The sequence below is a fragment of the Brachybacterium ginsengisoli genome, from assembly GCF_002407065.1.
GTDB lineage: Bacteria > Actinomycetota > Actinomycetes > Actinomycetales > Dermabacteraceae > Brachybacterium > Brachybacterium ginsengisoli.
In genome coordinates this window covers 2,078,732-2,102,740 of the sequence record NZ_CP023564.1, presented here as the reverse complement: position 1 = coordinate 2,102,740, position 24,009 = coordinate 2,078,732, and the positions used below count along the sequence as shown (strand labels likewise).

The window sequence follows — 24,009 nt, the reverse complement described above, 5'->3', positions numbered from 1 at the left end:
GAGCACTCATCCGTCCTGGTCGTCCGGGCGCGGCCCATCGCCTGCATGGCCCTCGTCGTCGCGCTCGCGGGTGCGCTCGCGGTTCCCATGCGTCAGCTGGCGCAGATCCGTGCTGGAGTCGAAGGTGGCGCCGAGTCCGCCCGCGACGACTCCCATCGCGGCGCTGAGCCACGCGATGCTCATGTAATGGGAGAAGTCCGCCGGCTCCTGGATGATCGCGGACATGAACCTCGGAGTGATGACCACGAGGCTCCCCAGCAGGATCATCCCGACGAGGACGGTGTAGAGAGCGAGCACGCACAGGAAGAGAGTGACGACCGTCGACAGGTTGTAGATGAACGTCGGCCCGGACGTCGGGCCGTGGATGGGGCCGTCCCACAGCCCGTTGCTGAGGATGAGCCAGCCGGTCATCGCCGAGATCGCGAGCAGCCCGATGGCGAGCAGCCTGACCGTCGGCAGGTCCGCCGACATCTGCCAGATCGAGTTGTAGAAGATGCCGAATGCACCGACGGCCGATGCTGCCGCGAGCGCGCCGGAGAGCTTGCGTGCGGTGCGCCAGGGCGTGTTCGTCACGACCATGCTGATGACCGTCCGGACCGTCCCGGACACGGGCCGTGCTTGGAGTTCCAGCACTTCGGACGGGGACTTGGCCGTCCATCGGGGTCGACGCCCCACGGACCGTGGCGCCGTCGCTGTCGGTGCGGTGTCGGTGATGAGGCGGAGCGTGCAGTCGGTCAGGACGTCGACGATCCGTCGTCGCGAGGCGAGGATGCCGAGGGTCGGCCAGAAGACTGCAGCGACGTCATCGGTCCGGTACGCCTCCGCCACCAGCAGTCGGCCGTCGGAGTAGCGGGGCATCTCCGTGAGGACGAGGACACCGTCGACGGACTCGAACTGCTTCCGAAGAGCTGCGGCGGAATCCAGTCGGAGTGAATCGTCCGGTCGAGTCTCGACCAGCGCTGCGTGCACGTCCACGCGGACCGGGGAACCGAGTCTCTGCTCCAGACGGGCCTCGAACTGACCCTGGACAGCGGTGAACCGGCGTAGCGGCAGGCCAGGGTCTGTGATCGCGATGATCCGGGTTGCGTGGTCCGTCTCGGCAGTCATGAACCGCCCTTCGACGTCGTCGGCGGCCGGATGAGGGGCATTCTCCGCATCGTAGCCCCGACGCTCGACACCGCAGAGAGTCGGGATCGGTCCGGAAGGTGCGACGCGGAGCCGGCGGCGTGCGAGGCGCGGAGGCGTAGGGTCGAAGGATCACTGTCGAGGAGATCGTGGAGGGCACGTCATGGCCACCGCTCGGTCGCGCCGGAGGTTCCTGCTCCTGGCCGGCTCCTGTGTCGCAGTGCTCGCAGGCTGTTCGGGGCTTCCCCGGGATGCGCAGGGGACGCTCGAGAGAGCCACAGGTGGGACGTTGTTCGTCGGCGCCTGCGAGAACGAGCCCTGGACCGCGATCGGTGCGGACGGCAGCGTCCGCGGCACCGAGGCAGGCCTCATCCAGAAGTTCGCGGCGAGCATCGACGCGACCATCCGGTGGGAGGCCGCAGCGATGAGCGACCTGGTGACCATGATGAAGAACAACGAGCTGGATCTGGTCATCGGCGGCCTCACCGACGACACACCCTGGTCGGACAGAATTTCGCCGACCCGCCCGTACCAGGAGGCTCCCGACCTCGACGGTTCGATGAAGAAGATGGTCATCGGCGTGAGGCCCGGGGAGAACGCCCTGCAGGTCTCCCTGGAACGGTTCCTCGCCGAGGACGCCGGAGAGCTGTGAACGAGCGCGGAGAGCCGGCTCCGGAGGGCAGCTCCTCCTCCGGGCGTGACGCCCTGCCCGGGGAGCAGCAGAAGCTGCTGGCGGTGACGATCCGGCTCCAATGGCTCTCCATCGTCGTCCTCGTCGTGTCGATCGCGGCTGTCGCCGTGGTGTCCGGATCCTCGCAGGCGATGAAGGTCGCGTGGTTGGAGGACACCATGTCCTTGCTGCCACCTCTCGCCTTCCTCGTCGCCTCCCGCCGGATCCGCAGACCGTCCAGCAGGGAGTTCCCCTACGGCCACCACCGATCCATCGGAGTCGCCCACGTTGTCGCGGCTGCGTCGTTGCTGGCCATGGGCGCCTTCCTGGTGATCGACTCGGCAATGACGCTGGTGAAGGTCGAGCGGCCACCCGTCGGATTGATCGTGCTGTTCGGCCACGGGATCTGGGCCGGCTGGCTGATGATCGCCGTGATGGTCGTGACCAGCATTCCGCCGGTCCTCATCGGTCGGCGCAAGATGGAGCTCGCGGAACCGCTGCACGACAAGGTGCTCTACGCCGACGCGGACATGAACAGAGCGAACTGGTCGTCCGCCCTGGCGACGATCATCGGTGTGCTCGGGATCGGCGCCGGACTGTGGTGGGCGGACTCCGCCGCCGCGATCGCGGTCTCGATCTCGATCCTTCATGACGGGGTGAAGAATCTGCGTGCGGCGATCGGAGGGCTCACCGACGGCCGTGCCCGGACCTTCGATGGCAAGGAGCCCCATCCGCTGCTCGGAGAGATCGAGCGAGTCGCCCGAGAGGCGGCGTGGGTGGCTGACGCGGTGGGCAGGGTCCGCGACGAGGGGCACGTCTTCCACGTCGAGATGTTCGTGGTCCCCGTCAAGAGCGCCGTGGTGACCGGTCAGAAGTGCGAGGATCTCCGCACCGCGCTGTCGGAGGTCGACTGGAAGATCCACGACATCGTCATCGCCCCGGTCGCCGAGATCCCGGAGGAACAGGCTTTCCGTCGCGATTGACGGCTCCGGGACGGATCGACGGCAGAGAGTGCCCCGCCGCCGGCTCATGGTCGCCCTCGGCTCGCGCTCGCACCCGCCGGCTCGGCGGACTTCAGGTCGCTGCCGGCGGCTTCCGGCTGCTGCGGATCGGTGCGCCGTACGAGCTCGGACATGATCGATCTCTCGCGCTGCCCCGGCCCGTCGGTGATCGGGCGAGTGGGCGGGGCCGGGTCCTGATGGGACGCCTCACAACGTGGGAGGTCGACGGGCGTCGCGGACTCGCGGTTCCGGACCGTGCCGACGACCGCTTCGACCCTTGTGGGCATGGTGCGTCCCCTGCGGTCCGGTCACCCGGGGGCCACCGCCCGTCGGTGCCGTGACCAGGGGTGACTCAGCGGAGTCAGGTCGTGGGTGCTCGGAGGACGGATGTGCTCGCGCCGGGTCCAGCTCGACCCGTCCCGTTTCGATCCACGACCATCATCGCTGGTGATAGCCCGCTTCAGGGGGTGCCGGGTGCGGGACTCGAACCCGCACGCCCTCGCGGACAGCGCATTTTGAGTGCGCCGCGTCTACCATTCCGCCAACCCGGCTCGCCCCCCGTGCAGAAGGGCTGGATTAGGATACCGCTGATGACCACCGGACCCGACCCCGCGCCGGCTGACCGCCCGCGGACGGGTCCCCACTCGAGACACAGGGCGACATGACTGACGACACCACTTCCCTTCCCGACGACGCCCAGGACGATGCACTGCCGGCGGAGGACGCCCCGCGTCGCACCGCCGTGGTCGCCGAGGACGAGAGCCTCATCCGGATGGACATCGTCGAGACCCTCACCGAGGCCGGCTTCGACGTGATCGCCGCCGTGGGCGACGGCGAGAGCGCGGTCGCCAAGGCCCGCGAGCTGCGTCCCGACGTGGTCGTGATGGACGTGAAGATGCCGCAGATGGACGGCGTCACCGCGGCCGAGCGGATCGGGGAGGACAACCTCGCCCCCGTGGTGATGCTGACCGCCTTCTCGCAGGCCGAGCTCGTCGAGCGGGCCCGTGACGCCGGTGCGATGGCGTACGTCGTCAAGCCCTTCACCCCGGCGGATCTGCTGCCGGCGGTCGAGATCGCCATCTCGCGCCACCAGCAGATCGCCCAGCTCGAGTCCGAGATCGCGGACCTGGGGGAGCGCTTCGAGACCCGCAAGCGCGTGGACCGCGCCAAGGGCCTGCTGCAGACCAACATGGGGCTCAGCGAGCCCGAGGCCTTCCGCTGGATCCAGAAGACCTCGATGGATCGTCGCCTGACGATGCGCGAGGTCGCCGACGCGGTCGTGGACCAGCTGGGCGGCCCGAAGGACTGATCGCAGCCCGGGCCCGGGGTGGGCCCGGCAGGGGCGTGCCCGCACGGGCGCGGAGGGGAGCGGCACGACCATGGCGATCACGCGACGGGACCTGGTGCGCGGACTCGGGGCAGGGATCCTCGGGGCCGGCGCCCTCTCCGCCTGCACCCGTGGGCGCGGCGGCCGCACCAGGAACACGACCCCGCCCCCGACGGCGAAGCCCGTCGACGCCCCCGACGAGCCACTGGTGATCGGGCAGATCGGGGCGGCCTACGGGCGGATGGCCGCGTTCGAGGAGGCGATCGCCGTCTCGATCGACGAGGCGCGGATCGACGTGAACGCCCGCTGGGAGGGACTGTTCGACCAGGAGGTCGTCCTCCTGGAGCGGCACGTCATGCAGGAGCCCGGCGAGGACCTCGCCCCGGTCATCGCGGCGCTGGTCGAGGAGGGGGCGACCTGCCTGATCACCTCGATCGACGAGGAGTCCCTGGTCGCGGCGATGCCTGCCATCGTGGAGGGCGGCCTGGCGGTGATCGACGTCTTCACCTCCGGGATGAGCGTGCGCTCCTCGGACGTGCAGACCGCGAACCTGCTCGTGCGGCTCGCCCCGAACGACCAGATCCTCGCGGCCCGCTACGCCGAGACCGCCCTGGGCGCCACCTCGGAGGGCGGCGGGACGCCGGGCACGGTGGCCTTCCTCTCGGAGGACACCGCGCAGGGCCGCAGCCTGCACCACGAGCTCGAGCAGTACCTCAACCCGCGGGGCGGACGGATCAACTCCGAGCAGTTCTACGCGGTCGGCGACATCGGCGACATCCCGGCGCGTGTGAAGGCCGTGCTGAAGGAGCGGCCGGCTCTCGTGGTGCTCAACGGCGGTCAGGAGTCCGCGCGCTTCCTGTCCGCGCTGCACCGCGCGACCCTCGACGAGGACGGACGCGCGGAGCTCCAGATCCCCTCTCAGCTCGCCCCGGCGGCCACGCTCGACTACTCGCAGCAGTCCCTCGGCAAGGATCTGCTGGCCGAGTGCCTGACCACGGCGACCGGGTACCAGCCCGGTGGGGAGATCACGGCCGCCCACGAGGCGATGATGCTCAACCGCAGCAGCGACTTCCTGCGCACCGGATACGCCTACTCCCAGCACGGCTACGACGCATTCACGATGGCGTGCCTGGCGGCGCAGGACGCGCTCTCGCTGACGGGCACGGCCATCGCCGCCTCGCTCCCGAAGATCCTCACCGGCGCCACGGCCTGCGAGGACTATGGTGCCTGCCGCGGGGCGATGACGACGGCGCTCGAGGCGAACCAGCGGGAGACGGTGGCCTACGCCGGGCGGATGGGTGCGCTCGAGCTCGGCCCGCAGTCGGACGCCCGGCTCGGCGATCTGCGCGAGTACTCCTGGAGCGAGGCCAACGCGCTCGGGAAGGTCTCCGCCTCGGGCTTCGAAGCGCCCGAGTGAGGTGGTGGCGCCGTCAGCCCGCGCTCACCGTGCGGGCACGGCTCAGCGCGGGGGCAGCAGCTGCGTTGCGACCGTGACCGTGCTTAGCAGCCGGCCCTGCTCATCGTGGACGTCCACGAGGTAGTTGGCCACCTGGCGCCCGAGATGCAGCGGCGAGCAGGTCGCGATGACGCTCCCGCTGCGCGCCGAGCGATGGTGCAGCGTCGAGACCGAGGTCCCGACCGCCTGGGCCCCCTCGCCATGGACCTCGCGGGCCCGCAGGATCGCGGCGAAGGAGGCGATGGACTCGGCCAGGGCGATCGTGGCCCCGCCGTGCAGCAGACCGGCCGGCTGGGTGTTGCCCTGGACCGGCATCGATGCCGTGCCGCCGCCGGCGTCCAGGGTGAGCACCTCGATGCCGCACCGCTCCAGCAGCGTCCCGCGCAGCAGCGGGTCGAAGTGCGTGCGGAGCTCGTCGCTGACGGGCGGGGCGGAGGCGCCGCCGAGAGCGGGCACGTCGGTCGAGGGGGTCGCGGGTCGCTGCGAGTCGTCCATGTCTGAAGCGTGCCACAGCCGGGTGGGCGGCGAGCGTCGTGACGACGTGGGAGACTGCTCCCCATGAGTGCGAGTGACACCGACGAGCAGCGCATCCTTCTCATCGACGGGCACGCGATGGCGTTCCGCGCCTTCTTCGCCCTGCCGCCGGAGGGGTTCACCGACGGCCGCGGGCAGGCCACCAACGCGGTGTACGGCTTCGCACGCATGATCATCAACGTGGTCGCCTCGGAGCGGCCCACCCACATGGCGGTCGCCTTCGACCTGCCCGGCGGCACCTTCCGCGACCGCATCTACGACCAGTACAAGGGCGGCCGCGACGAGACCCCGCCGGCCTTCCACGGTCAGATCGGCCTGATCATGCAGATGCTCGACGCCCTCGGGGTGCCGTGGCTGACCTATGAGGACTACGAGGCCGACGACATCATCGCGACCCTCGCCACCCGGGCCGCGGAGTCCGGGGACGAGGCGCTCATCGTCACGAGCGATCGCGACTCGATCCAGCTGGTCGGCGAGCACGTCACCCTGCTCCAGCCGGTCAAGGGCGTCACCGAGATGCGTCGCATGACCCCCGCCGCGGTCGAGGAGAAGTACGGCATCCCGCCGGAGCGCTACCCGGACCTCGCCGCGCTCGTGGGCGAGGCGGCGGACAACCTCCCGGGCGTTCCCGGCGTCGGCCCGAAGACCGCCGCGAAGTGGATCGTCCAGTACGGCGATCTGCCGGGCGTCCTCGCCCATGCCGAGGAGATCAAGGGCAAGGCCGGGCAGTCGCTGCGCGACAACGTCGAGGCCGTGGAGCGCAACCGGCTGATGAACGCCGCGTTCACGACCCTGGACCTCCCCACGGATCCCGACCATTACCTGCTGGGCCGGGGCGACCGCACCCGCGTGCTCGAGGTGTTCGACGACCTCGCCTTCGGCGACACCATCCGCCGTGATCTGCCGGCCGCGCTGCTCGGCGAGGCGGGGGACGAGGTCGCCGCCGAGGAGGCGGCCCAGGAGGCCGAGGTGCTCCAGGTCCAGGACGCCGCGTCGCTGCGCGAGCTGCTCGCCGGTGACGCCTCCGTGCTCGCCCTCGACGCCGTCGAGGACGTGCGTGGCGGGGCGCTGATCGGCCTGGCCACGACGACCGCCGCCGGAGCAGTCCAGCTGGGGCGGCTGGACTCCGGGGCCACGGAGGTCCTGGCCGCCGCGCTCGAGGCGGCCGACGAGATCCGCGTTGCGGACGCACCGGCGGTGCGCTCGTGGATGGAGCTGAACGGATACCGGCTGGGGGAGAGCACTCGCGACCTCTCGCTGGAGTCCTTCGTGCTGCGTCCCGGTGCGCGCAGCTACGACGCCGAGGCCCTCGCGAGCGAGCTGGGCGGCGCGAGCTTCGAGCCGCGCCCCCGCAAGCCCGCCGAGTCGAGCCTCGCCAAGGAGAGCCCCGAAGTGCGCGCCGAGCACGTGGCCCGTGCCGGCGCCCGCCTCGCGGCCGCCGCTGCGGCGCTGCACCCCGCCGCCGAGGAGCTCAGCGCCCGCACGGAGAAGGAGCCGTGGGCCCGCAGCATCCTCGGCGACCTCGAGCAGCCCCTCCAGGAGGTGCTCGAGACGATGCACTCCCGCGGCATCGCGATCGACCAGGGCGCTCTGGCCACCCTGCGCGACGAGTTCGAGGGCTTCGTCGCGCAGGCCAAGCGCGAGGCCGGCCAGATCGTGGGGGAGGAGGTCAACCTCGCCTCGCCCAAGCAGCTCCAAGTGGTGCTCTTCGAGACCCTCGGGCTGCCCACCACGCGGAAGATCTCCTCCGGGCACTCGACGGACGCCGAGTCCCTCACCGACCTGCTGGAGTCGCTCGATCCCGACTCCGCGGGCCACCGCTTCCTGTCCTGGCTGCTGCGCTTCCGCGAGGTGAGCAAGCTGACCGGCTACCTCGTGGGCCTGGACAAGGTCGTGGACGCGGGCTCCCGCGTGCACACCACCTTCCAGCAGACCGCCGCGGCCACCGGCCGTCTGGCCTCCACCGAGCCGAACCTGCAGAACATCCCCGTGCGCACCTCCGAGGGTCAGCGGATCCGGGACGTGTTCGTCGCCGGCGAGGGCTTCGAGTCGCTCCTGACCGCGGACTACTCGCAGATCGAGATGCGCATCATGGCGCATCTGTCGGAGGACGCCGGGCTCATCGAGGCCTTCCGCTCGGGCGAGGACCTGCACAACTTCGTCGCCTCCCGCGTCTTCGGGGTCAGCCCCGACGCAGTGGACCCCGCGATGCGCTCCAAGACCAAGGCGGTCAGCTACGGCCTGGCCTACGGCCTCTCCGCCTTCGGCCTCTCCCGCCAGCTGCGGATCTCCCGCGCCGAGGCGACCGCGCTGCGCGACGGCTACTTCGAGCGCTTCGGCGGGGTGCGCGACTACCTCCACCACAGCGTCGAGACTGCCCGCAGCACCGGCTACACCGAGACTCTGCTGGGCCGCCGCCGCTATCTCCCGGACCTCACGTCCGACAACCGCCAGCGCCGAGAGAACGCGGAGCGGGTAGCGCTGAACTCGCCCATCCAGGGCAGCGCGGCGGACATCATCAAGCTCGCGATGCTGGCGGTCGAGCGCCGGATGCGCGAGGCGGAGCTGGACTCGCGGATGCTGCTCCAGGTCCATGACGAGCTCGTCGTCGAGGTCGCCCCGGGCGAGCTCGACCGGGTGCGCACGATCGTCGAGGAGGGCATGGACTCGGCCTACGAGCTCTCGGTCCCGCTCGAGGTCGGCATGGGTGTCGGTCGCACCTGGCGCGAGGCCGCGCACTGAGCGTCCGGACCAGGACGGAAGTCACATCGGCCGCTGCGCCGGCCCGCCGCCGGGACCTCGCACTTCTGCGGCCGGGCTGTTAGGCTTTCGGAGGTCTGTGCGCGAGCTGTCGCCATCGTGTCCTCACGACGTGCGCCGCGCGGGCTCGGACCGGTCCTCCTCGGAGGGCCTGCACGTCCACCGACCCTACTCAATTCCTGTCCCGACGGAGTCCTTACCTACATGACCGACACCACGACCCCCCAGATCGCCATCAACGACATCGGTGACGCCGACGAGCTCATGGCCGCCATCGATGCCACCATCAAGTACTTCAACGATGGCGACATCGTCGAGGGCACTGTGGTGAAGGTCGATCACGACGAGGTCCTCCTGGACATCGGCTACAAGACCGAGGGCGTCATCCCCTCGCGCGAGCTGTCCATCAAGCACGACGTCGACCCCGGTGAGGTCGTCGAGGTCGGCGATGAGATCGAGGCCCTGGTCCTCCAGAAGGAGGACAAGGAAGGCCGTCTGATCCTGTCCAAGAAGCGTGCTCAGTACGAGCGCGCCTGGGGCACCATCGAGCAGATCAAGGAAGACGAGGGCGTCGTCACCGGCCGCGTCATCGAGGTCGTCAAGGGCGGCCTCATCGTCGACATCGGCCTGCGCGGCTTCCTCCCCGCCTCCCTCGTCGAGATGCGCCGCGTCCGCGACCTCCAGCCCTACGTCGGCCAGGAGATCGAGGCGAAGATCATCGAGCTCGACAAGAACCGCAACAACGTGGTCCTGTCGCGTCGCGCCTACCTCGAGGAGACCCAGTCCGCGGTCCGCTCGGACTTCCTGCAGACCCTGCAGAAGGGCCAGATCCGCGAGGGCGCCGTGTCCTCCATCGTCAACTTCGGCGCGTTCGTCGATCTCGGCGGTGTCGACGGCCTGGTGCACGTCTCCGAGCTGTCCTGGAAGCACATCGACCACCCCTCCGAGGTCGTCGAGGTGGGTCAGAAGGTCAAGGTCGAGGTCCTGGACGTCGACATGGACCGCGAGCGCGTCTCCCTGTCGCTGAAGGCGACCCAGGAGGACCCGTGGCAGCTCTTCGCCCGCACCCACGCCATCGGCGAGGTCGTGCCGGGCAAGGTCACCAAGCTGGTTCCCTTCGGTGCGTTCGTGCGCGTCGAGGACGGCATCGAGGGCCTCGTGCACATCTCCGAGCTGGCCCAGCGCCACGTGGATCTGCCCGAGCAGGTCGTCACCGTCGACCAGGACGTCTTCGTCAAGGTCATCGACATCGACCTCGAGCGTCGCCGGATCTCGCTGTCGCTCAAGCAGGCCAACGAGGGCGTCGACCCCGAGGGTGACGACACCACCTTCGATCCCGCGCTCTACGGCATGGCTGCGGAGTACGACGCCAACGGCGAGTACAAGTACCCCGAGGGCTTCGACCCGGAGACCAACGAGTGGCTCGAGGGCTACGACTCCCAGCGCGAGGAGTGGGAGGGCCAGTACGCGGCCGCCTACGAGCGCTGGACCGCTCACAAGACCCAGGTCGCCGAGGCCATCAAGGCCGACGAGGAGTCCGCGAACGCTCCGGCTCCGGCCGCGTCGTCCTCGACCTCGTCCTCCAGCTCCGACTCGGGTGCGTCTGCTCAGACCTCCTACCAGTCGAGCTCCTCGGACGAGGGCACCCTCGCCTCCGACGAGGCGCTGGCCGCACTGCGTGCCAAGCTCACCGGCAACTGATCCTCGGATCGTTCCCTCGGAACGGCCCGGCCCCCGCATCGCGCGGGGGCCGGGCCGTTCCGGCATCCTGGACAGTGACAGGCCGGACGAGGAGGCATCTGCGCGCCGGAGACGGCACACTGGTGCCATGACCGCCACGCTCGATGACCATCCGATCCATTCCTGGCTGACCGACATGGACGGCGTGCTCGTCCACGAGGAGGCCGCCCTGCCCGGGGCCGCGGACTTCATCGCCGCGCTCCAGAGGTTCGGTCGCCCGTTCCTGGTGCTGACGAACAACTCGATCTTCACCCCGCGTGATCTGCGGGCGCGGCTGTCCCGCAGCGGCATCGACATCCCCGAGGCCTCCATCTGGACCAGCGCCCTGGCCACGGCGCGGTTCCTCGCGGAGCAGCAGCCCGGGGCGGCGGCCTACGTGATCGGCGAGGCCGGCCTGACCAGCGCCATGCACGACGAGGGGTTCATCCTCGCCGACTCCGATGTCGAGTTCGTGGTGCTGGGGGAGACCCGCACCTACTCCTTCGAGGCGATCACCCGCGCGATCCGCCTGATCAGCCGGGGCGCGAAGTTCATCGCCACGAACCCGGACGTCACCGGGCCCAGCGCGGAGGGGCCGCTGCCGGCCACCGGCGCCGTGGCCGCGATGATCACGGCCGCCACCGGGATCCGGCCGTACTACGTCGGCAAGCCCAACCCGCTCATGATGCGCACGGCCCTGAACCGGATCGGTGCGCACTCGGAGACCTCGATCATGATCGGGGACCGCATGGACACCGACGTGAAGTCCGGCCTCGAGGCGGGCATGCGCTCGGTGCTGGTGCTGACCGGCTCCACCCGCGAGGAGGAGATCACGCAGTACCCGTACCGGCCCACCGCCGTGCTCGACGGCATCGCGGACGTGGTCCCGCTGGTCGAGATGCTCACGCCGACCGAGTCCGTGGAGCTCGACGAGGACTGATCCCGGGCGGGTCAGCCCGCCGGTGCCGGCTCGAGGAGGATCTCCAGCACCGGCAGGAGGGCCTCCGGCCGACGGATCGGCAGGGTGAAGGTCACCGTTCCGGGCGCGAGGCCGTTGACGCTCATGTGCGCGTGCAGGTCCGCCTCCGCCCTCTCCACCCGGTGGTGGCGGATCTCCGAGCCGTCGTGCAGCAGCCGTGCGAAGCGCACGGGACGCGGCAGATCGGTGAGGTGCAGGCTCTGCATCGGCCATGCCGTCAGATGCACGTACACGCGGTCGCCGCGCCGCGTGAGGATCGTGCCCTGCGGCGCCGTCATCCCGCGGGCGGGGCCGGCGCCGTGCACGGAGTCGCCGTGCAGGTCCATCCACTCGCCGATCTCCGCGAGCAGGGCGGTGTCCGTGCGGCGCAGTCCGCCGCGCCCGTCGGGACCGATGTTCAGCAGCAGGTTCCCGTTCTTGCCGACGGAGTCCACCACCATGCGCAGGAGCAGGTCCGCGCTCTTGGTGTCGTGGTTGTCCCGGTGGTAGCCCCAGGATCCGTTGGTGGTCTGGCAGGACTCCCAGCGCACCTCGTTCCCGTCCTCGTCGACCATGGGGGCGACGGGCTGATGCTGCTCCGGGGTCCGCAGATCCCCGGGCAGGCCGAGCCGGTCGTTCACGAGGATCCCGGGCTGGAGCTCGCGGACCATCGCGAGCAGGCCCTCGCTGTCCCAGTCCTCCGGGCCCTTGCCGTCCTCGCCGGGGTAGGTGAAGTCGAAGAACAGGTAGTCGATCGTCCCGTAGCCGGTCAGCAGCTCGCGCACCTGGCCATGGAGGTAGGTCCGGTAGCGGGCCATGTCCCGGCCCGCGTTGCGCTCCTCGCGGTCGGGAGCATCGCGCAGGGGATGGAGGGAGTCGATGGTGAAGTCGGGGTGGTGCCAGTCGATGAGCGAGTGGTAGAAACCGACCCGCAGGCCCTCTTCGCGCAGCGCGTCGACGAACTCGGCCACGAGATCGCGGCCGCAGGAGGTTGCGGCGGAGTAGTCGGTCAGGGCGCTGTCCCACAGGCAGAAGCCCTCGTGGTGCTTCGTGGTCAGCACGGCGTAGCGCATGCCGGCCTCGCGGGCGGTGCGGGCGATGAGGCGGGCGTCGAAGCGATCCGGGTCGAAGAGCTCGACGTACTTCTCGTACTCCTCCGGGGCGATCTTCTCGCGGGACATGACCCATTCGTGCCGGGCCGGGATCGCGTAGGCCCCGAAGTGGACGAAGAGTCCGAAGCGCGCATGATCGAACCAGGCGTGAGGATCGGTGCTGCCCGCAGGAGCGGGATCTGTGAGGGGGTCGGGGGTGCTCATCGGGAGGGCTCCTTTGGCGCGAGGGGACGGAAGGGCTGGAGAGTCGTTGCCGCGACCCCGTAGTCCTCGGATGTTTCAGGACAGTACGGGAGCAACGACCACCAGGCAACAGGTAGAGGGTCGCCGACTCGACTTGACCGCTTCCACCTGCCGCAGCTCGGAGGCGTACCCGTCGTGAAGGTCGGTGATCTCGACGCTTCCGCGCTTCGCCGCCAGTCACTTTCTCCGAATGCTTGCCCCAGTGATCGGGTCTATGCAATAGTCCGGAACCACCCGCGATCGGTCCGACACATCGGACATCACAGACGAAGAGGTCTCCCATGCATCGCCCGCCTTCCGCACCGTCCGCCTCGGATCGTTCCACCGGCCCCGACTGTCCCTCGTGCGATGCGGGCGATCCGCTGCCCCGCGTGCCCGACGGCGTGCGTCGCCGTTCGTTCCTGGGGCGTTCCGCGATGCTGGGGGCGGCGGCTCTCGGCGGTCCCCTCGCGCTCACCGCCTGCGGTGGCTCGGACTCGGAGGAGCAGGCTGCGGGGAATGACTACATCCCCGGCAGCGCGGCGCTGAAGGTCGAGATCGCCCCTGAGATCGACGGGGTGCCCTACCCGGAGGGGTACGTCGGCCCCCGCGCCCGGGACCTCACCCCCTTCGGCGACGGATCGACCGAGTTCACGATGCTCAGCCAGGTCGATCCCGAGATGGACATGGCGACCAACTACTACTCCACCCACCTCGCCGAGACGACGGGCGTGAACCTCTCCTACGTCACCGTCCCGGCCGGAGAGGACGGCAAGACGAAGGTCAACGCCATCATGGCCGGCGGCGACCTCCCGCACGCGATGATGGTGGGACAGGACATCTTCTCCCCCTCCGAGGTCAGCATCTACGGCTCCCAGGGGATGTTCCTGCCGCTGGACAAGCTGATCGACGAGTACGCACCGCACGTCCTGGACATGTTCGAGGCCTTCCCGGACATGCGCGCGCAGTACACCTCGCCGGACGGGAGGATGTACGGGCTGCCGTCGATGAACGACTGCTTCCACTGCAAGAGCGCGAACGTGCGCACCTGGATCAACTCGCGCTGGCTGGAAGGGGTCGGGGCCGAGGCGCCCGAGACCCTCGAGGACTTCACCGTGCTGATGGAGGAGTTCCGCGCCTACGCCGACAGGCCCGAGGGCTCCGTCCTGGTCACCGCCTCCGCCGAGACGATGCCCTTCCTGGTCCAGTTCTTCCTGGGCTCGTTCCTGGAGATGCCCGAGCTGTGGGTGCGGCGCTCGGGGGACACCATCGAGTGGAGCCATGAGGAACCCGCCTTCCGCGAGGGCATCATCTGGCTCCAGGAGCAGTTCGCGAACGGGACCTTCGACACGGGCATGTTCTCCAGCACGCCGGAGCAGTACCAGAAGCTCGGGGACGCGACCGGCGGCCCGAAGTTCGGGATCGCCTACGGGTACTCGACCTTCCACTTCGCCGCCGACAACGACTTCACGGACCCGGACAACGTCGCCCGCATCATGGTGCCGTTGGCGCCGATGGAGGGACCCGGCGGCGTGCGCACCGCGCAGTGGGACCACTTCTCCTACGGCTACCCGAACTTCGTCATCACCCCGGACTGCCCCGATCCCGAGCAGCTCATCCGCTGGGCCGACTACCAGTTCGAGCTCCAGCTGACCACCTCGATGAAGCGCGGCGAGAAGGGGGTGGGCTGGGACTGGGCCACCTCGGAGCAGAAGGGGATCGACGGACGGCAGGCGATCTACCAGGTCCTGCCCGCACCGGAGGAGCTGAAGAACCAGACCTGGCGGGAGTGGGGCCCGCTCTACCAGTCGATGGATCAGCGCCACGCCGAGGCGCTCCAGGACTCCAACCCGTCGGTCGAGCCGATCCTCTACGCGGCGGGGAAGCTCTACGAGCCCTTCGCCACGACGAAGGAGACCGGCGTCCCGCCGCTCGTGTACGACATGGAGCAGTCGGCGCAGCTGGGTGAGCTCGAGACCAATCTCGAGAACCACTTCACCCAGGCCATGGCGGCGTTCGGCACCGGCGCCAAGGACGCGAGCGACGACGCCGACTGGGAGGAGTACCTCGCCGGGGCGAAGGCGATCGGCGTGGAGACCTTTGTCCAGCTCAAGCAGGCCGCGTACGACGCCCAGAACGGGTGAGCGTGAGGCGGGCGGGGGAGCGGTGGACGCCGCGATCCCGCCCAGGCCCCGCATGAGAGAATCGACGGCATGTTGCGCTGGCTCACGGCCGGGGAATCCCACGGCCCCTCCCTCATCTCCCTGCTCGACGGCGTCCCGGCCGGCATCGAGCTGACCAGTGACGATCTGAAGGCGGCGCTCGCGCGTCGACGCCTGGGCCACGGCCGCGGCAGCCGGCAGAAGTTCGAGCAGGACGTGCTGACCGTCCACGGCGGCCTCCGCCACGGCCGCACCCTCGGCTCGCCGCTCGCGATCGAGGTCGCGAACTCGGAGTGGCCCAAATGGGAGAAGGTCATGAGCGCGGACCCCGTGCCGCGCGAGGACCTGCTGGTCGACGCCGGCACCGGCGACGAGCGCGAGATCGCCCGCAACCGCCCGCTGTCGCGCCCCCGTCCCGGTCACGCGGACCTCTCGGGGATGCTGAAGTACGGCTTCGACGAGGCCCGGCCGATCCTCGAGCGTGCGAGCGCCCGGGAGACGGCCGCCCGTGTGGTGGCCGGCCAGGTGGCCGCGGCGCTGCTCGAGCAGGCCGCCGGCATCCGCCTCGTCTCCCACACCCTGCAGGTCGGCACGGTGCGCGTGCCCGAGGACGCCGCGCTGCCCACGCCGGAGGACTCCGCGGCGCTCGACGCCGATCCGCTGCGCTGCTTCCACCCGGCGACCTCCGCCGCGATGGTCGCCGAGGTCGACGCCGCCAAGTCCGACGGCGACACCCTCGGCGGAGTGGTCGAGGTGCTCGCCTACGGGTCCCCCGTGGGCCTCGGCTCCCACATCCAGTGGGACCGTCGGCTCGACGGCCGGCTCGCCCAGGCGATCATGTCCATCCAGGCCATGAAGGGCGTGGAGATCGGCGACGGCTTCGCGACGGCCGCCCGCCGCGGCTCCGCGGCGCATGACGAGATCCTCGCCGCCCAGGGAGCCGGGGCCGACGGCTCGGGAACCTACCCGCGCGTGACCAACCGCGCCGGCGGCGTCGAGGGCGGCATGACCAACGGACAGGTCATCCGCGTGCGCGGCGCCCTGAAGCCGATCTCCACGGTCCCGCGCGCGCTGCGCACCGTCGACGTCTCCACCGGCGAGCAGACCACCGCCAACCACCAGCGCTCCGACACCTGCGCCGTCGCCCCGGCCGCCGTCATCGCCGAGGCCGTGGTGGCTCTCACCCTGGCCGATGCGCTGCTGGAGAAGACCGGAGGCGACTCCGTGGCCGAGATCCGTGCCCACCTGGAGGGGACCAGGGATCTGCAGTCGGCGCTGACCGACCGCCGTCCGGACACCGCCCCGTGACGGGTCCGCTCGCGATCCTCATCGGCCCGATGGCGGCGGGCAAGACCAGCGTGGGGCGCGCCCTCGCCTCCCGGCTCGAGGTGCCCTTCGCGGATCTCGACGCGCTGATCGTCGAGGCCGAGGGGCGCAGCATCCCGGCCATCTTCGCCGCCGAGGGCGAGGCCCGCTTCCGCGAGATCGAGGCCGAGGCCCTCGCCCGCGCCCTCGCGGAGCATCCCGGTGTGCTGTCCCTGGGCGGCGGGGCCCCGCTGCATCCCGCCTCCCGCGAGCGGCTGCGCGGTGCGCCGGTGATCTTCCTGGACGTCGACGAGAGAGTCGCGGCGCGGCGGATCTCGCACGGCACAGGCCGCCCCATGCTGCAGGGCCAGGATCCGATGGCCCGCTGGCGCGAGCTCACCGTCGAGCGCGGTCCCGTCTACCGCGAGCTCGCAGCACTGCGGATCGACTCCGGCCACGGCTCCCCGTCGCGGGTCGCCCGCGCGATCGTCACCGCCCTGCAGGGCGAACTCACCACCCCGCTTCAGAAGGAGACCCCATGAGCACCACGGTCATCCCCGTGACCACCCCGACCGGCGGCTACGAGGTGCACGTGGGCCGCGGGCTGCTCGGCGACCTGCCGGCCCTCGTGCCCGAGCGCGTGCGCCGGGTCGTCATCGTGCACCAGCCCAGCCTGCGCGAGGTGGCGGAGACGGTGCGCGCCGCACTCTCCGACGCCGGCCGGCAGGCCTTCGTCGCCGAGATCCCGGACGGCGAGGAGGCGAAGACCGCCCAGGTCGCGGGCTTCCTCTGGGGAGTGTGCGGACAGGCGGAGATCGGACGGAACGACCTGGTGATCGGCCTCGGCGGCGGCGCCGCGACCGATCTGGCCGGCTTCGTCGCCGCGTCCTGGCTGCGCGGCATCGACGTCCTGCAGGTGCCCACCACGGTCGCCGCCATGGTCGACGCCGCCGTCGGCGGGAAGACCGGCATCAACACCTCCGAGGGCAAGAACCTCGTCGGTGCCTTCCATCCGCCGATCGCCGTGGTCGCCGATCTCGACGTGCTCGGGGGTCTCGGGAAGAACGACGTCGCGGCCGGCCTCGCCGAGGTCGTCAAGGGCGGCTTCATCGCCGATGAGCGCATCCTCGAGATCATCGAGGAGGACCCCTCCGCAGTGCTCGACGTGACCAGCGAGGCGTTCCGCGAGGTCGTCGAGCGGAAGATCCGCGTCAAGGCCGAGGTCGTCTCCGAGGACCTCACCGAGCAGGGACGGCGCGAGATCCTCAACTACGGGCACACCCTCGCCCACGCCATCGAGCGCAACGAGCGCTTCCAGTGGCGCCACGGCGCGGCCGTGAGCGTCGGCATGATGTTCGCCGCCGAGCTCTCGCACCTCGCCGGCAAGCTCTCGGAGGCCGACGTGGACCGCCACCGTGCAGTCCTCACCTCGCTGGGGCTGCCCACCACCTACCGCGACCGCCAGTGGCCGAAGCTCGAGGACGCCATGAAGCGGGACAAGAAGACCCGTGCCGGGCTGCTGCGCTTCGTGGTCCTGGACCGGGTCGGGAAGGTGACCCGGATCGAGGGTCCCGATCCTGCCCTGCTGCTGTCCGCCTACGCCGCGATCACCGAGGAGTGAGCCAGCCATGACCGACGAGCATCCCGTCCACGACACGACCTCCCCTGACACGACCGCCCCTGACGCGAGCGTCCCTGATGCGAGCGTCCCCGACGAGACGGTGCCGGAGACGGACGTGCGCCGGCGCACGGCGACCGTGCGCGGCATCGAGCTGGGACGGGCCCGCCCTGAGGTGATCGTCCCGCTGGTGGGCGCTGACGAGGAGGACCTCCTCGCCCAGGCCGAGGCGGCCGGCGGCACCCGGGCCAGGATCCTGGAGTGGCGACTGGACCGGTTCCGGCCGGATCTCGAGGACGTCGGCGAGCACCGGGAGGCGGTGCTCGCGGCCCTCCCGGCACTGCGTGGGCAGCTGGGACCGGACCGGGCGCTGCTGGCCACCTTCCGCACTGCGGCCGAGGGCGGCGCCCGTCCGATCGCCGACCGCGACCTGGGGAGCCTGCTGGAGGCTCTGATCACGGGGCGCCGCGCCGGCACCCAGTCCGCCGTCGACCTGATCGACATCGAGACCTCCCGCGACGAGCGGGTGGTCGCTCGCGTGATCGCCGCCGCGCATCGTCACGGCACCGTGGTGGTGGGCTCCTTCCACGACATGGATACGACGCCGCCCGAGTCGGAGCTGGTCGAGATCCTGCGCTCCCAGCGGCTGCTCGGCGCGGACGTCCCCAAGATCGCGGTGACCCCGCGCAGCCCGCGCGACGTGCTCACCCTGCTCTCGGCGAGCCTCACCGCGGCGGAGGATCTCTCGGGGCCGCACATCGCGATCAGCATGGGGCCCCTGGGGGCGAGCAGCCGGGTCGCCGCCGAGACCTTCGGCAGCGCCGCGACCTTCGCGTCGGTCGGGGAGGGCTCCGCCCCCGGTCAGCTCCGCGCGGAGGACGTTGCGGGAATGCTGGAGCTGCTGCGGCCCTGATCCGGCGCTCGCCCGGCCCGGCTCAGGCCTGTCGCGGGCCGCTCTCGTCCCGCCGCTCGTGCTCGACGGTGCCGGGGAGCTCCTCAGCAGGGGGCCCGGGGAAGATGCGCCCCTCGTAGCCGGCCGCGTCGACGTCGTCGGCGGCGGCATCGGCGGCGAGCTCGTCGGCGCTCGCATCGACCACCGGGATCGTGCCGGTCGCGCGCGCCACCCGCTCGCGCTCGTCCTTGCGGGTGCGGCGCACCAGACGCTTCAGCTGCGCGGCGGACATCGTCACCTGCCACTCGTTGTGGCCGGGCAGCGTCCAACGGCGCCATGCCGCGATGCCCGCGAGGAGCGATCCGACGGCGACCGCGATCAGCACCAGGGGAGAGGGCAGGCCCAGGGCCACCACCACCCAGGTGAGCACCGCGGTGAGCAGGGCACCGGTCGCGTAGAGCGGGCTGCCTCCGAAGATGGCGGGGATCCGGCCGACGAGCACGTCGCGGATCACGCCGCCTCCGACCGCGCTGGTGATGCCCAGCAGGATCGCGGGGAGGACGTCCAGACCGTAGGCGAGGGACTTCGCGGTGCCGGTCGCGGCCCACAGGCTCATCGCGGTGATGTCCAGGACGGAGACCACGTGACGCCACCAGGCGCCCTCCGCGGCGACGACGTAGGAGAACCCGGCCCCGGCCAGGGCGCAGGTCAGGTACCAGGGACCGGCGAACGCGGCGGGGACGCCGTAGTCGAGCACGAGGTCGCGCACGATGCCGCCGCCGAGGGCGGCGGTGATGCCGATGACCGCGAAACCGACCGCGTCGAAGTTCAGCCGCGAGGCGAGCGCCCCGGCGGCGACGCCCATCACGAACACGCCCAGCAGATCCATGACGCGCAGCACGTCGTTGGTGATCAGCAGCTCGAGTGGGTCCACCCCAGAACCGTACGGCCACAGCACCACCTGCGGGAACCGTCACGTGACGGCCATGACGCCCGTACGATCGGGCCATGCCTCCCTCCACCTCACCGCTGCGCCTGGGCCTCACCGGCGGGATCGGCTCCGGCAAGTCCACCGTGGCCGAGATCTGGCGCCGTGCCGGGCACCGGGTGATCGATCTGGACGCCCATTCGCGGCGGGTGCTGGACGTGCCCGGCGACGGCGTCGAGGCGGCCGTCGCCCGCTTCGGCGAGGAGTTCCGCGGGTCGGGCGGGACCATCGACCGGGCGGCCATGGCCCGGCTCGTCTTCGCCGACCCCGCCGCCCGGGGGGACCTCGAGAGGATCGTCCTGACCCGCGTCGACACGGCGGTCGCGGAGGAGGAGGTCGCCGCGGCATCGGCGGGGGAGCCCCTCGTGGTCCACGACAGCCCCCTGCTGCTCGAGAAGGGTCGGGAGGCGGAGTACGCGGCGGTCGTCGTCGTGCTCGCCCGACGCGAGGACCGCATCGAGCGGGTGGTGCGCGACCGTGGCAGGGACCGTGGCTACGTCGAGTCGATCATGGCCGCGCAGGTGACCGATCTCGAGCGGATCCGCCGCGCCGACCGACTGATCCTGAACACCGCTGGCCGCGACGCCCTCGAGCGCCGATCGCTCCACGCCCTCGCGGCGGCGCTGGGGGCGCTGGGGGCGCTGGAGGATTCCGCCCTGCGCTGACGGAGGGCGGCGACCGTTTCGTCCGTCGGCCCCGGGCCGTAGGCTCGTCGCATGCGTCCTGTCACCGATCTGGTCCGCGCCGAGCATCCCTTCGAGGTCGTCTCCGAGTACAAGCCCTCGGGCGATCAGCCGTCCGCGATCGCCGATCTCACCCGGCGGATCAACGACGGCGAGCAGGACGTGGTGCTGCTGGGCGCCACGGGCACCGGCAAGTCCGCCACCACGGCCTGGCTCATCGAGCAGGTGCAGCGTCCCACGCTGATCATGGCGCACAACAAGACCCTCGCGGCCCAGCTCGCGAGCGAGTTCCGGGACCTGCTGCCGCACAACGCGGTGGAGTACTTCGTCTCCTATTACGACTACTACCAGCCCGAGGCGTACGTCCCGCAGTCGGACACCTACATCGAGAAGGACTCCTCGATCAACGCCGAGGTGGAGCGGCTGCGGCACAGCGCCACCAACTCGCTGCTCACCCGGCGCGACGTGGTGGTCGTCTCCTCGGTCTCCTGCATCTACGGCCTGGGCACCCCGCAGGAGTACGTGGACCGGATGGTCCAGCTCAGCGTCGGCCAGGACCTGGACCGGGACGAGCTGCTGACCCGCTTCGTGGACATGCAGTACGACCGCAACGACGTCTCCTTCGAGCGCGGCACCTTCCGGGTGCGCGGCGACACCGTCGAGATCATCCCGATGTACGAGGAGCTCGCGATCCGCATCGAGTTCTTCGGCGACGAGATCGACGCGCTCTACACCCTGCACCCGCTGACGGGGGAGGTGATCCGTCAGGAGGAGCACATCCACATCTTCCCCGCCTCGCACTACGTCGCCGGTCCCGAGCGGCTCACCCGGGCGATCGGCACCATCGAGGTCGAGCTCGCCGAGCGGCTCGAGGAGCTCGAGTCCCAGAACAAGCTGCTCGAGGCGCAGCGACTGCGCATGCGCACCACCCACGACCTCGAGATGCTGCGCCAGATGGGCTCCACCAACGGCGTGGAGAACTACTCCCGCCATCTCGACGGGCGCGCTCCCGGCACCGCGCCGAACACCCTCATGGACTACTTCCCCGAGGACTTCCTGCTGGTCATCGACGAGTCCCATGTGACCGTCCCGCAGATCGGCGCGATGTACGAGGGGGACCGCTCCCGCAAGCGCACCCTGGTGGACTTCGGGTTCCGCCTTCCCTCCGCGCTCGACAACCGACCCCTGACCTTCTCGGAGTTCACCGAGCGCACGGGCCAGACGGTCTACCTCTCGGCCACCCCGGCGGAGTACGAGCTGGGCCGGTCCGACGGCCACGTCGAGCAGATCATCCGCCCCACCGGCCTCGTGGATCCGGAGGTCGTGGTCAAGCCCATCAAGGGGCAGATCGACGATCTGCGCGAGGAGATCGAGAAGCGCGTCCAGCGCGACGAGCGGGTCCTGGTCACCACGCTCACGAAGCGCATGGCGGAGGACCTCACGGACTTCCTGCTCGAGAACGGCGTGCGGGTGCAGTACCTGCACTCGGACGTCGACACCCTGCGCCGCATCGAGCTGCTGCGCTCGCTGCGGATGGGGGAGTTCGACGTGCTGGTGGGCATCAACCTCCTGCGCGAGGGACTGGACCTCCCCGAGGTGTCGCTGGTGGCGATCCTCGATGCGGACAAGGAGGGCTTCCTGCGCTCGCGCACCTCGCTGATCCAGACCATCGGCCGTGCGGCGCGCAACGTCTCCGGCCAGGTGCACATGTACGCCGACCGGATCACCGACTCGATGCAGTCCGCGATCGACGAGACCAACCGTCGCCGCGAGAAGCAGATCGCCTACAACACCGAGAACGGCATCGACCCGACCCCGCTGCGCAAGCGCATCGCGGATGTCACGGACATGCTGGCCCGCGAGGACATCGACACCGACACCCTGATGGCCACCGAGTACCGCTCGGGCAAGGAGCGGGTGGCCAGGGACCGGGCGCGGGCCAATGCGGTCGACTCCGTCCAGGGCCGCAAGGTGGATCTCGGCGAGGATCCGGTGGGCGCGCTCACCGGCATGATCGACGAGATGACCGCCCAGATGCACCAGGCGGCCGAGTCGCTGAACTTCGAGGTCGCCGCCCGGATCCGCGACGAGGTGCAGGAGCTGAAGAAGGAGCTGAAGGCGGTGCAGCGCTCGAGCTGACCCCGTGCGTGTCGGGCGGGACGGGGATAGGGTCGAGGAACCGGCGAGGTGCGGCCGTCCGACCGTCCCACCGCTCGACGAGGAGAGGTCCATGACCCCCATCGCACCGGCCGACGGCACGGCATCCTCCGGGCCCGGCGCCTGGTTCCGGCACCGAGGAGATCTCGTCGCGGCCTTCGCCACGACCGACCATCTCCAGGGCGCCCGCCTGGGGAGCCGGATCGCGGAGCTGGACCCCGACGCGCACGTCGACGTCCGTGAGTGCACGGTGCGGGTCCGAGTGCTCGGTGGCGCCGAGCCGCTGCAGCGCACCGAGGCGATCGATGCTCTGGCGCGGGAGGCCGGAGCCCCGTCATCCCCGCAGTCCGTCCGCCTGCTGTCCGTCGTCCTGGAGACCGCCGTCCCGGGGGCGGCCGCGTCCTTCTGGCAGGCCGTCCTCGGGTACCGGCGCGAGCAGGATGCCCTGGTGGACCCGCTGGGGCGGCGTCCTGCCCTGATCCTGCGGACGGTCAGCGGCGCGCCCGCCCCGCGAGGGCGTCTGCACCTGGACTCCACCCGTCCCGACGGACCGGAGGCCGACGGCGCTCCGGCTCTCGGAGGTGCCTTCCCCGGCGGTCCGTACGGCGTCCGCGCCGCCGATCCGGAGGGCACCATCGCGGACCTCCTCCCGTGGGGACCGAGCGCCGAGGACCCCGCGGTCTCCGCCTGGCACGGAGGGTTCTCCGCCCAGGCGGCGTGGCATGCACCCTCCGTCCCGGCGGCCGCAGCCTTCGCCGAGTCGATCGCGGAGCTCGCGGATGGTGCGTCCTGCCCGCTCGCGATCGACCGCCGAAGGGCCCTGGTGGTGGCCGACTCCGGCAAGGACTTGTGGGAGACCCATCCGGGCTTCGCCGACCTGGCCGCTGCCGTGCAGGCTCAAGCACATTCCGCCGGGCTGACCGAGGACGGCACCGGGCTCGGCGTCGTCCAGGCGTTCCTCTCCGCCGATTCCGCCGAGCGGATCCGCGGGTTCTGGGCTGCGGCGCTCGGCTACGAGGAGGACTCCCGGGACGGGGTGCTGGACCTCGTGGATCCGCTCCGCCTCGGACCCGTCCTCGGCTTCCAGGACGTCGACGAGCCGCTCGCCCCGCTGGCCGGGGACCCGTTCCATCTGCTCCTCGACGCCCCGCCGACGGTCCTCGACAAGATCCTCGAGGCGCCGGGCCTCCAGGGGGCAGCGGTCCGCGAGGCGGAACCGGGCGTCCGGATCCTCGAGGACCCGGAGGGGAACCAGCTCGAGCTTCGCCGTCTCGCTCCCGTCTCCTCGGACGAGGCCGCCCTCGGATGACGGACACGAGC

General features: G+C 70.8%; 19 protein-coding genes and 1 tRNA gene. 15 read left to right on the top strand and 5 right to left on the bottom strand.

Going from position 1 to position 24,009, the window contains the following annotated elements; all coding sequences use genetic code 11:
• Positions 1–6: 6 nt before the first annotated feature.
• Positions 7–579, bottom strand: a complete 573-nt coding sequence (locus CFK41_RS18060) for a hypothetical protein (protein WP_174705967.1) — start codon at positions 577–579, stop codon at positions 7–9.
• An 835-nt stretch (positions 580–1,414) separates the two neighbouring features.
• On the opposite strand from CFK41_RS18060, the gene CFK41_RS09375 reads away from it, so the two are divergent.
• Complete coding sequence (locus tag CFK41_RS09375; RefSeq protein ID WP_227873023.1) at positions 1,415–1,777, top strand: transporter substrate-binding domain-containing protein; 363 nt, start codon at positions 1,415–1,417, stop codon at positions 1,775–1,777.
• Entirely contained in the window at positions 1,774–2,778 is a 1,005-nt protein-coding gene (locus CFK41_RS09370; protein WP_096799415.1) for a cation transporter, read from the top strand. The genes CFK41_RS09375 and CFK41_RS09370 overlap by 4 nt, the downstream gene beginning before the upstream one ends.
• Positions 2,779–3,264: 486 nt before the next feature.
• Here the strand turns inward: CFK41_RS09370 and CFK41_RS09365 are convergent.
• A tRNA-Leu gene (locus tag CFK41_RS09365) sits at positions 3,265–3,347 on the bottom strand.
• Positions 3,348–3,457: 110 nt separating this feature from the next.
• Here CFK41_RS09365 and CFK41_RS09360 point away from each other — a divergent pair.
• Both CFK41_RS09360 and CFK41_RS09355 read left to right on the top strand, forming a co-directional pair.
• Complete coding sequence (locus CFK41_RS09360) at positions 3,458–4,105, top strand: ANTAR domain-containing response regulator (protein ID WP_096799414.1); 648 nt, start codon at positions 3,458–3,460, stop codon at positions 4,103–4,105.
• Between the two features lie 70 nt (positions 4,106–4,175).
• A complete protein-coding gene (locus CFK41_RS09355) occupies positions 4,176–5,540 on the top strand; it encodes an ABC transporter substrate-binding protein (RefSeq protein ID WP_096799413.1) in 1,365 nt (454 codons plus the stop codon).
• A gap of 42 nt (positions 5,541–5,582) precedes the next feature.
• On the opposite strand, the gene CFK41_RS09350 is transcribed toward CFK41_RS09355, so the two are convergent.
• Positions 5,583–6,074: a hotdog fold thioesterase gene (locus tag CFK41_RS09350; RefSeq protein WP_096799412.1), complete on the bottom strand. Its 492-nt coding sequence runs from the start codon at positions 6,072–6,074 to the stop codon at positions 5,583–5,585.
• A gap of 63 nt (positions 6,075–6,137) precedes the next feature.
• Between CFK41_RS09350 and polA the strand changes: the two genes are divergently transcribed.
• From polA to CFK41_RS09335, 3 genes are all read left to right on the top strand, one after another.
• On the top strand, positions 6,138–8,855 hold the full coding sequence (gene polA, locus CFK41_RS09345) for a DNA polymerase I (RefSeq protein ID WP_096799411.1): 2,718 nt from the start codon (positions 6,138–6,140) through the stop codon (positions 8,853–8,855).
• 222 nt (positions 8,856–9,077) lie between these two features.
• Positions 9,078–10,574 (top strand): 30S ribosomal protein S1, encoded by a 1,497-nt coding sequence (rpsA, locus tag CFK41_RS09340; RefSeq protein ID WP_096799410.1) that lies wholly within the window; start codon positions 9,078–9,080, stop codon positions 10,572–10,574.
• A 127-nt stretch (positions 10,575–10,701) separates the two neighbouring features.
• On the top strand, positions 10,702–11,532 hold the full coding sequence (locus CFK41_RS09335; RefSeq protein ID WP_096799409.1) for an HAD-IIA family hydrolase: 831 nt from the start codon (positions 10,702–10,704) through the stop codon (positions 11,530–11,532).
• Between the two features lie 11 nt (positions 11,533–11,543).
• Here the strand turns inward: CFK41_RS09335 and CFK41_RS09330 are convergent, their stop codons facing one another.
• Complete coding sequence (locus CFK41_RS09330; RefSeq protein ID WP_096799408.1) at positions 11,544–12,866, bottom strand: alpha-L-fucosidase; 1,323 nt, start codon at positions 12,864–12,866, stop codon at positions 11,544–11,546.
• 410 nt (positions 12,867–13,276) lie between these two features.
• On the opposite strand from CFK41_RS09330, the gene CFK41_RS17745 reads away from it, so the two are divergent.
• From CFK41_RS17745 to aroD, 5 genes are all read left to right on the top strand, one after another.
• On the top strand, positions 13,277–15,028 hold the full coding sequence (locus CFK41_RS17745; protein WP_151904722.1) for a type 2 periplasmic-binding domain-containing protein: 1,752 nt from the start codon (positions 13,277–13,279) through the stop codon (positions 15,026–15,028).
• Positions 15,029–15,097: 69 nt separating this feature from the next.
• Entirely contained in the window at positions 15,098–16,354 is a 1,257-nt protein-coding gene (aroC, locus tag CFK41_RS09320) for a chorismate synthase (protein ID WP_096799407.1), read from the top strand.
• The gene (locus CFK41_RS09315) at positions 16,351–16,893 is read left to right on the top strand and encodes a shikimate kinase (protein ID WP_096799406.1); all 543 of its coding nucleotides are present in this window, start codon (positions 16,351–16,353) and stop codon (positions 16,891–16,893) included. The genes aroC and CFK41_RS09315 overlap by 4 nt, the downstream gene beginning before the upstream one ends.
• Positions 16,890–17,972, top strand: coding sequence for a 3-dehydroquinate synthase (gene aroB, locus CFK41_RS09310; protein ID WP_096799405.1), 1,083 nt, complete (start codon positions 16,890–16,892; stop codon positions 17,970–17,972). Before CFK41_RS09315 ends, aroB begins: the two co-directional genes overlap by 4 nt.
• A gap of 7 nt (positions 17,973–17,979) precedes the next feature.
• The gene (gene aroD / locus CFK41_RS09305; protein WP_227873022.1) at positions 17,980–18,882 is read left to right on the top strand and encodes a type I 3-dehydroquinate dehydratase; all 903 of its coding nucleotides are present in this window, start codon (positions 17,980–17,982) and stop codon (positions 18,880–18,882) included.
• A 22-nt stretch (positions 18,883–18,904) separates the two neighbouring features.
• On the opposite strand, the gene CFK41_RS09300 is transcribed toward aroD, so the two are convergent.
• The gene (locus tag CFK41_RS09300) at positions 18,905–19,795 is read right to left on the bottom strand and encodes a trimeric intracellular cation channel family protein (RefSeq protein ID WP_151904721.1); all 891 of its coding nucleotides are present in this window, start codon (positions 19,793–19,795) and stop codon (positions 18,905–18,907) included.
• Between the two features lie 74 nt (positions 19,796–19,869).
• On the opposite strand from CFK41_RS09300, the gene coaE reads away from it, so the two are divergent.
• The 3 genes from coaE (at position 19,870) to CFK41_RS09285 (ending at position 23,998) form a co-directional block, all read left to right on the top strand.
• Positions 19,870–20,514 (top strand): dephospho-CoA kinase, encoded by a 645-nt coding sequence (gene coaE / locus CFK41_RS09295; protein WP_096799403.1) that lies wholly within the window; start codon positions 19,870–19,872, stop codon positions 20,512–20,514.
• Positions 20,515–20,565: 51 nt separating this feature from the next.
• The gene (gene uvrB / locus CFK41_RS09290; RefSeq protein WP_096799402.1) at positions 20,566–22,671 is read left to right on the top strand and encodes an excinuclease ABC subunit UvrB; all 2,106 of its coding nucleotides are present in this window, start codon (positions 20,566–20,568) and stop codon (positions 22,669–22,671) included.
• 91 nt (positions 22,672–22,762) lie between these two features.
• On the top strand, positions 22,763–23,998 hold the full coding sequence (locus CFK41_RS09285; RefSeq protein WP_096799401.1) for a VOC family protein: 1,236 nt from the start codon (positions 22,763–22,765) through the stop codon (positions 23,996–23,998).
• Positions 23,999–24,009 lie beyond the last annotated feature (11 nt).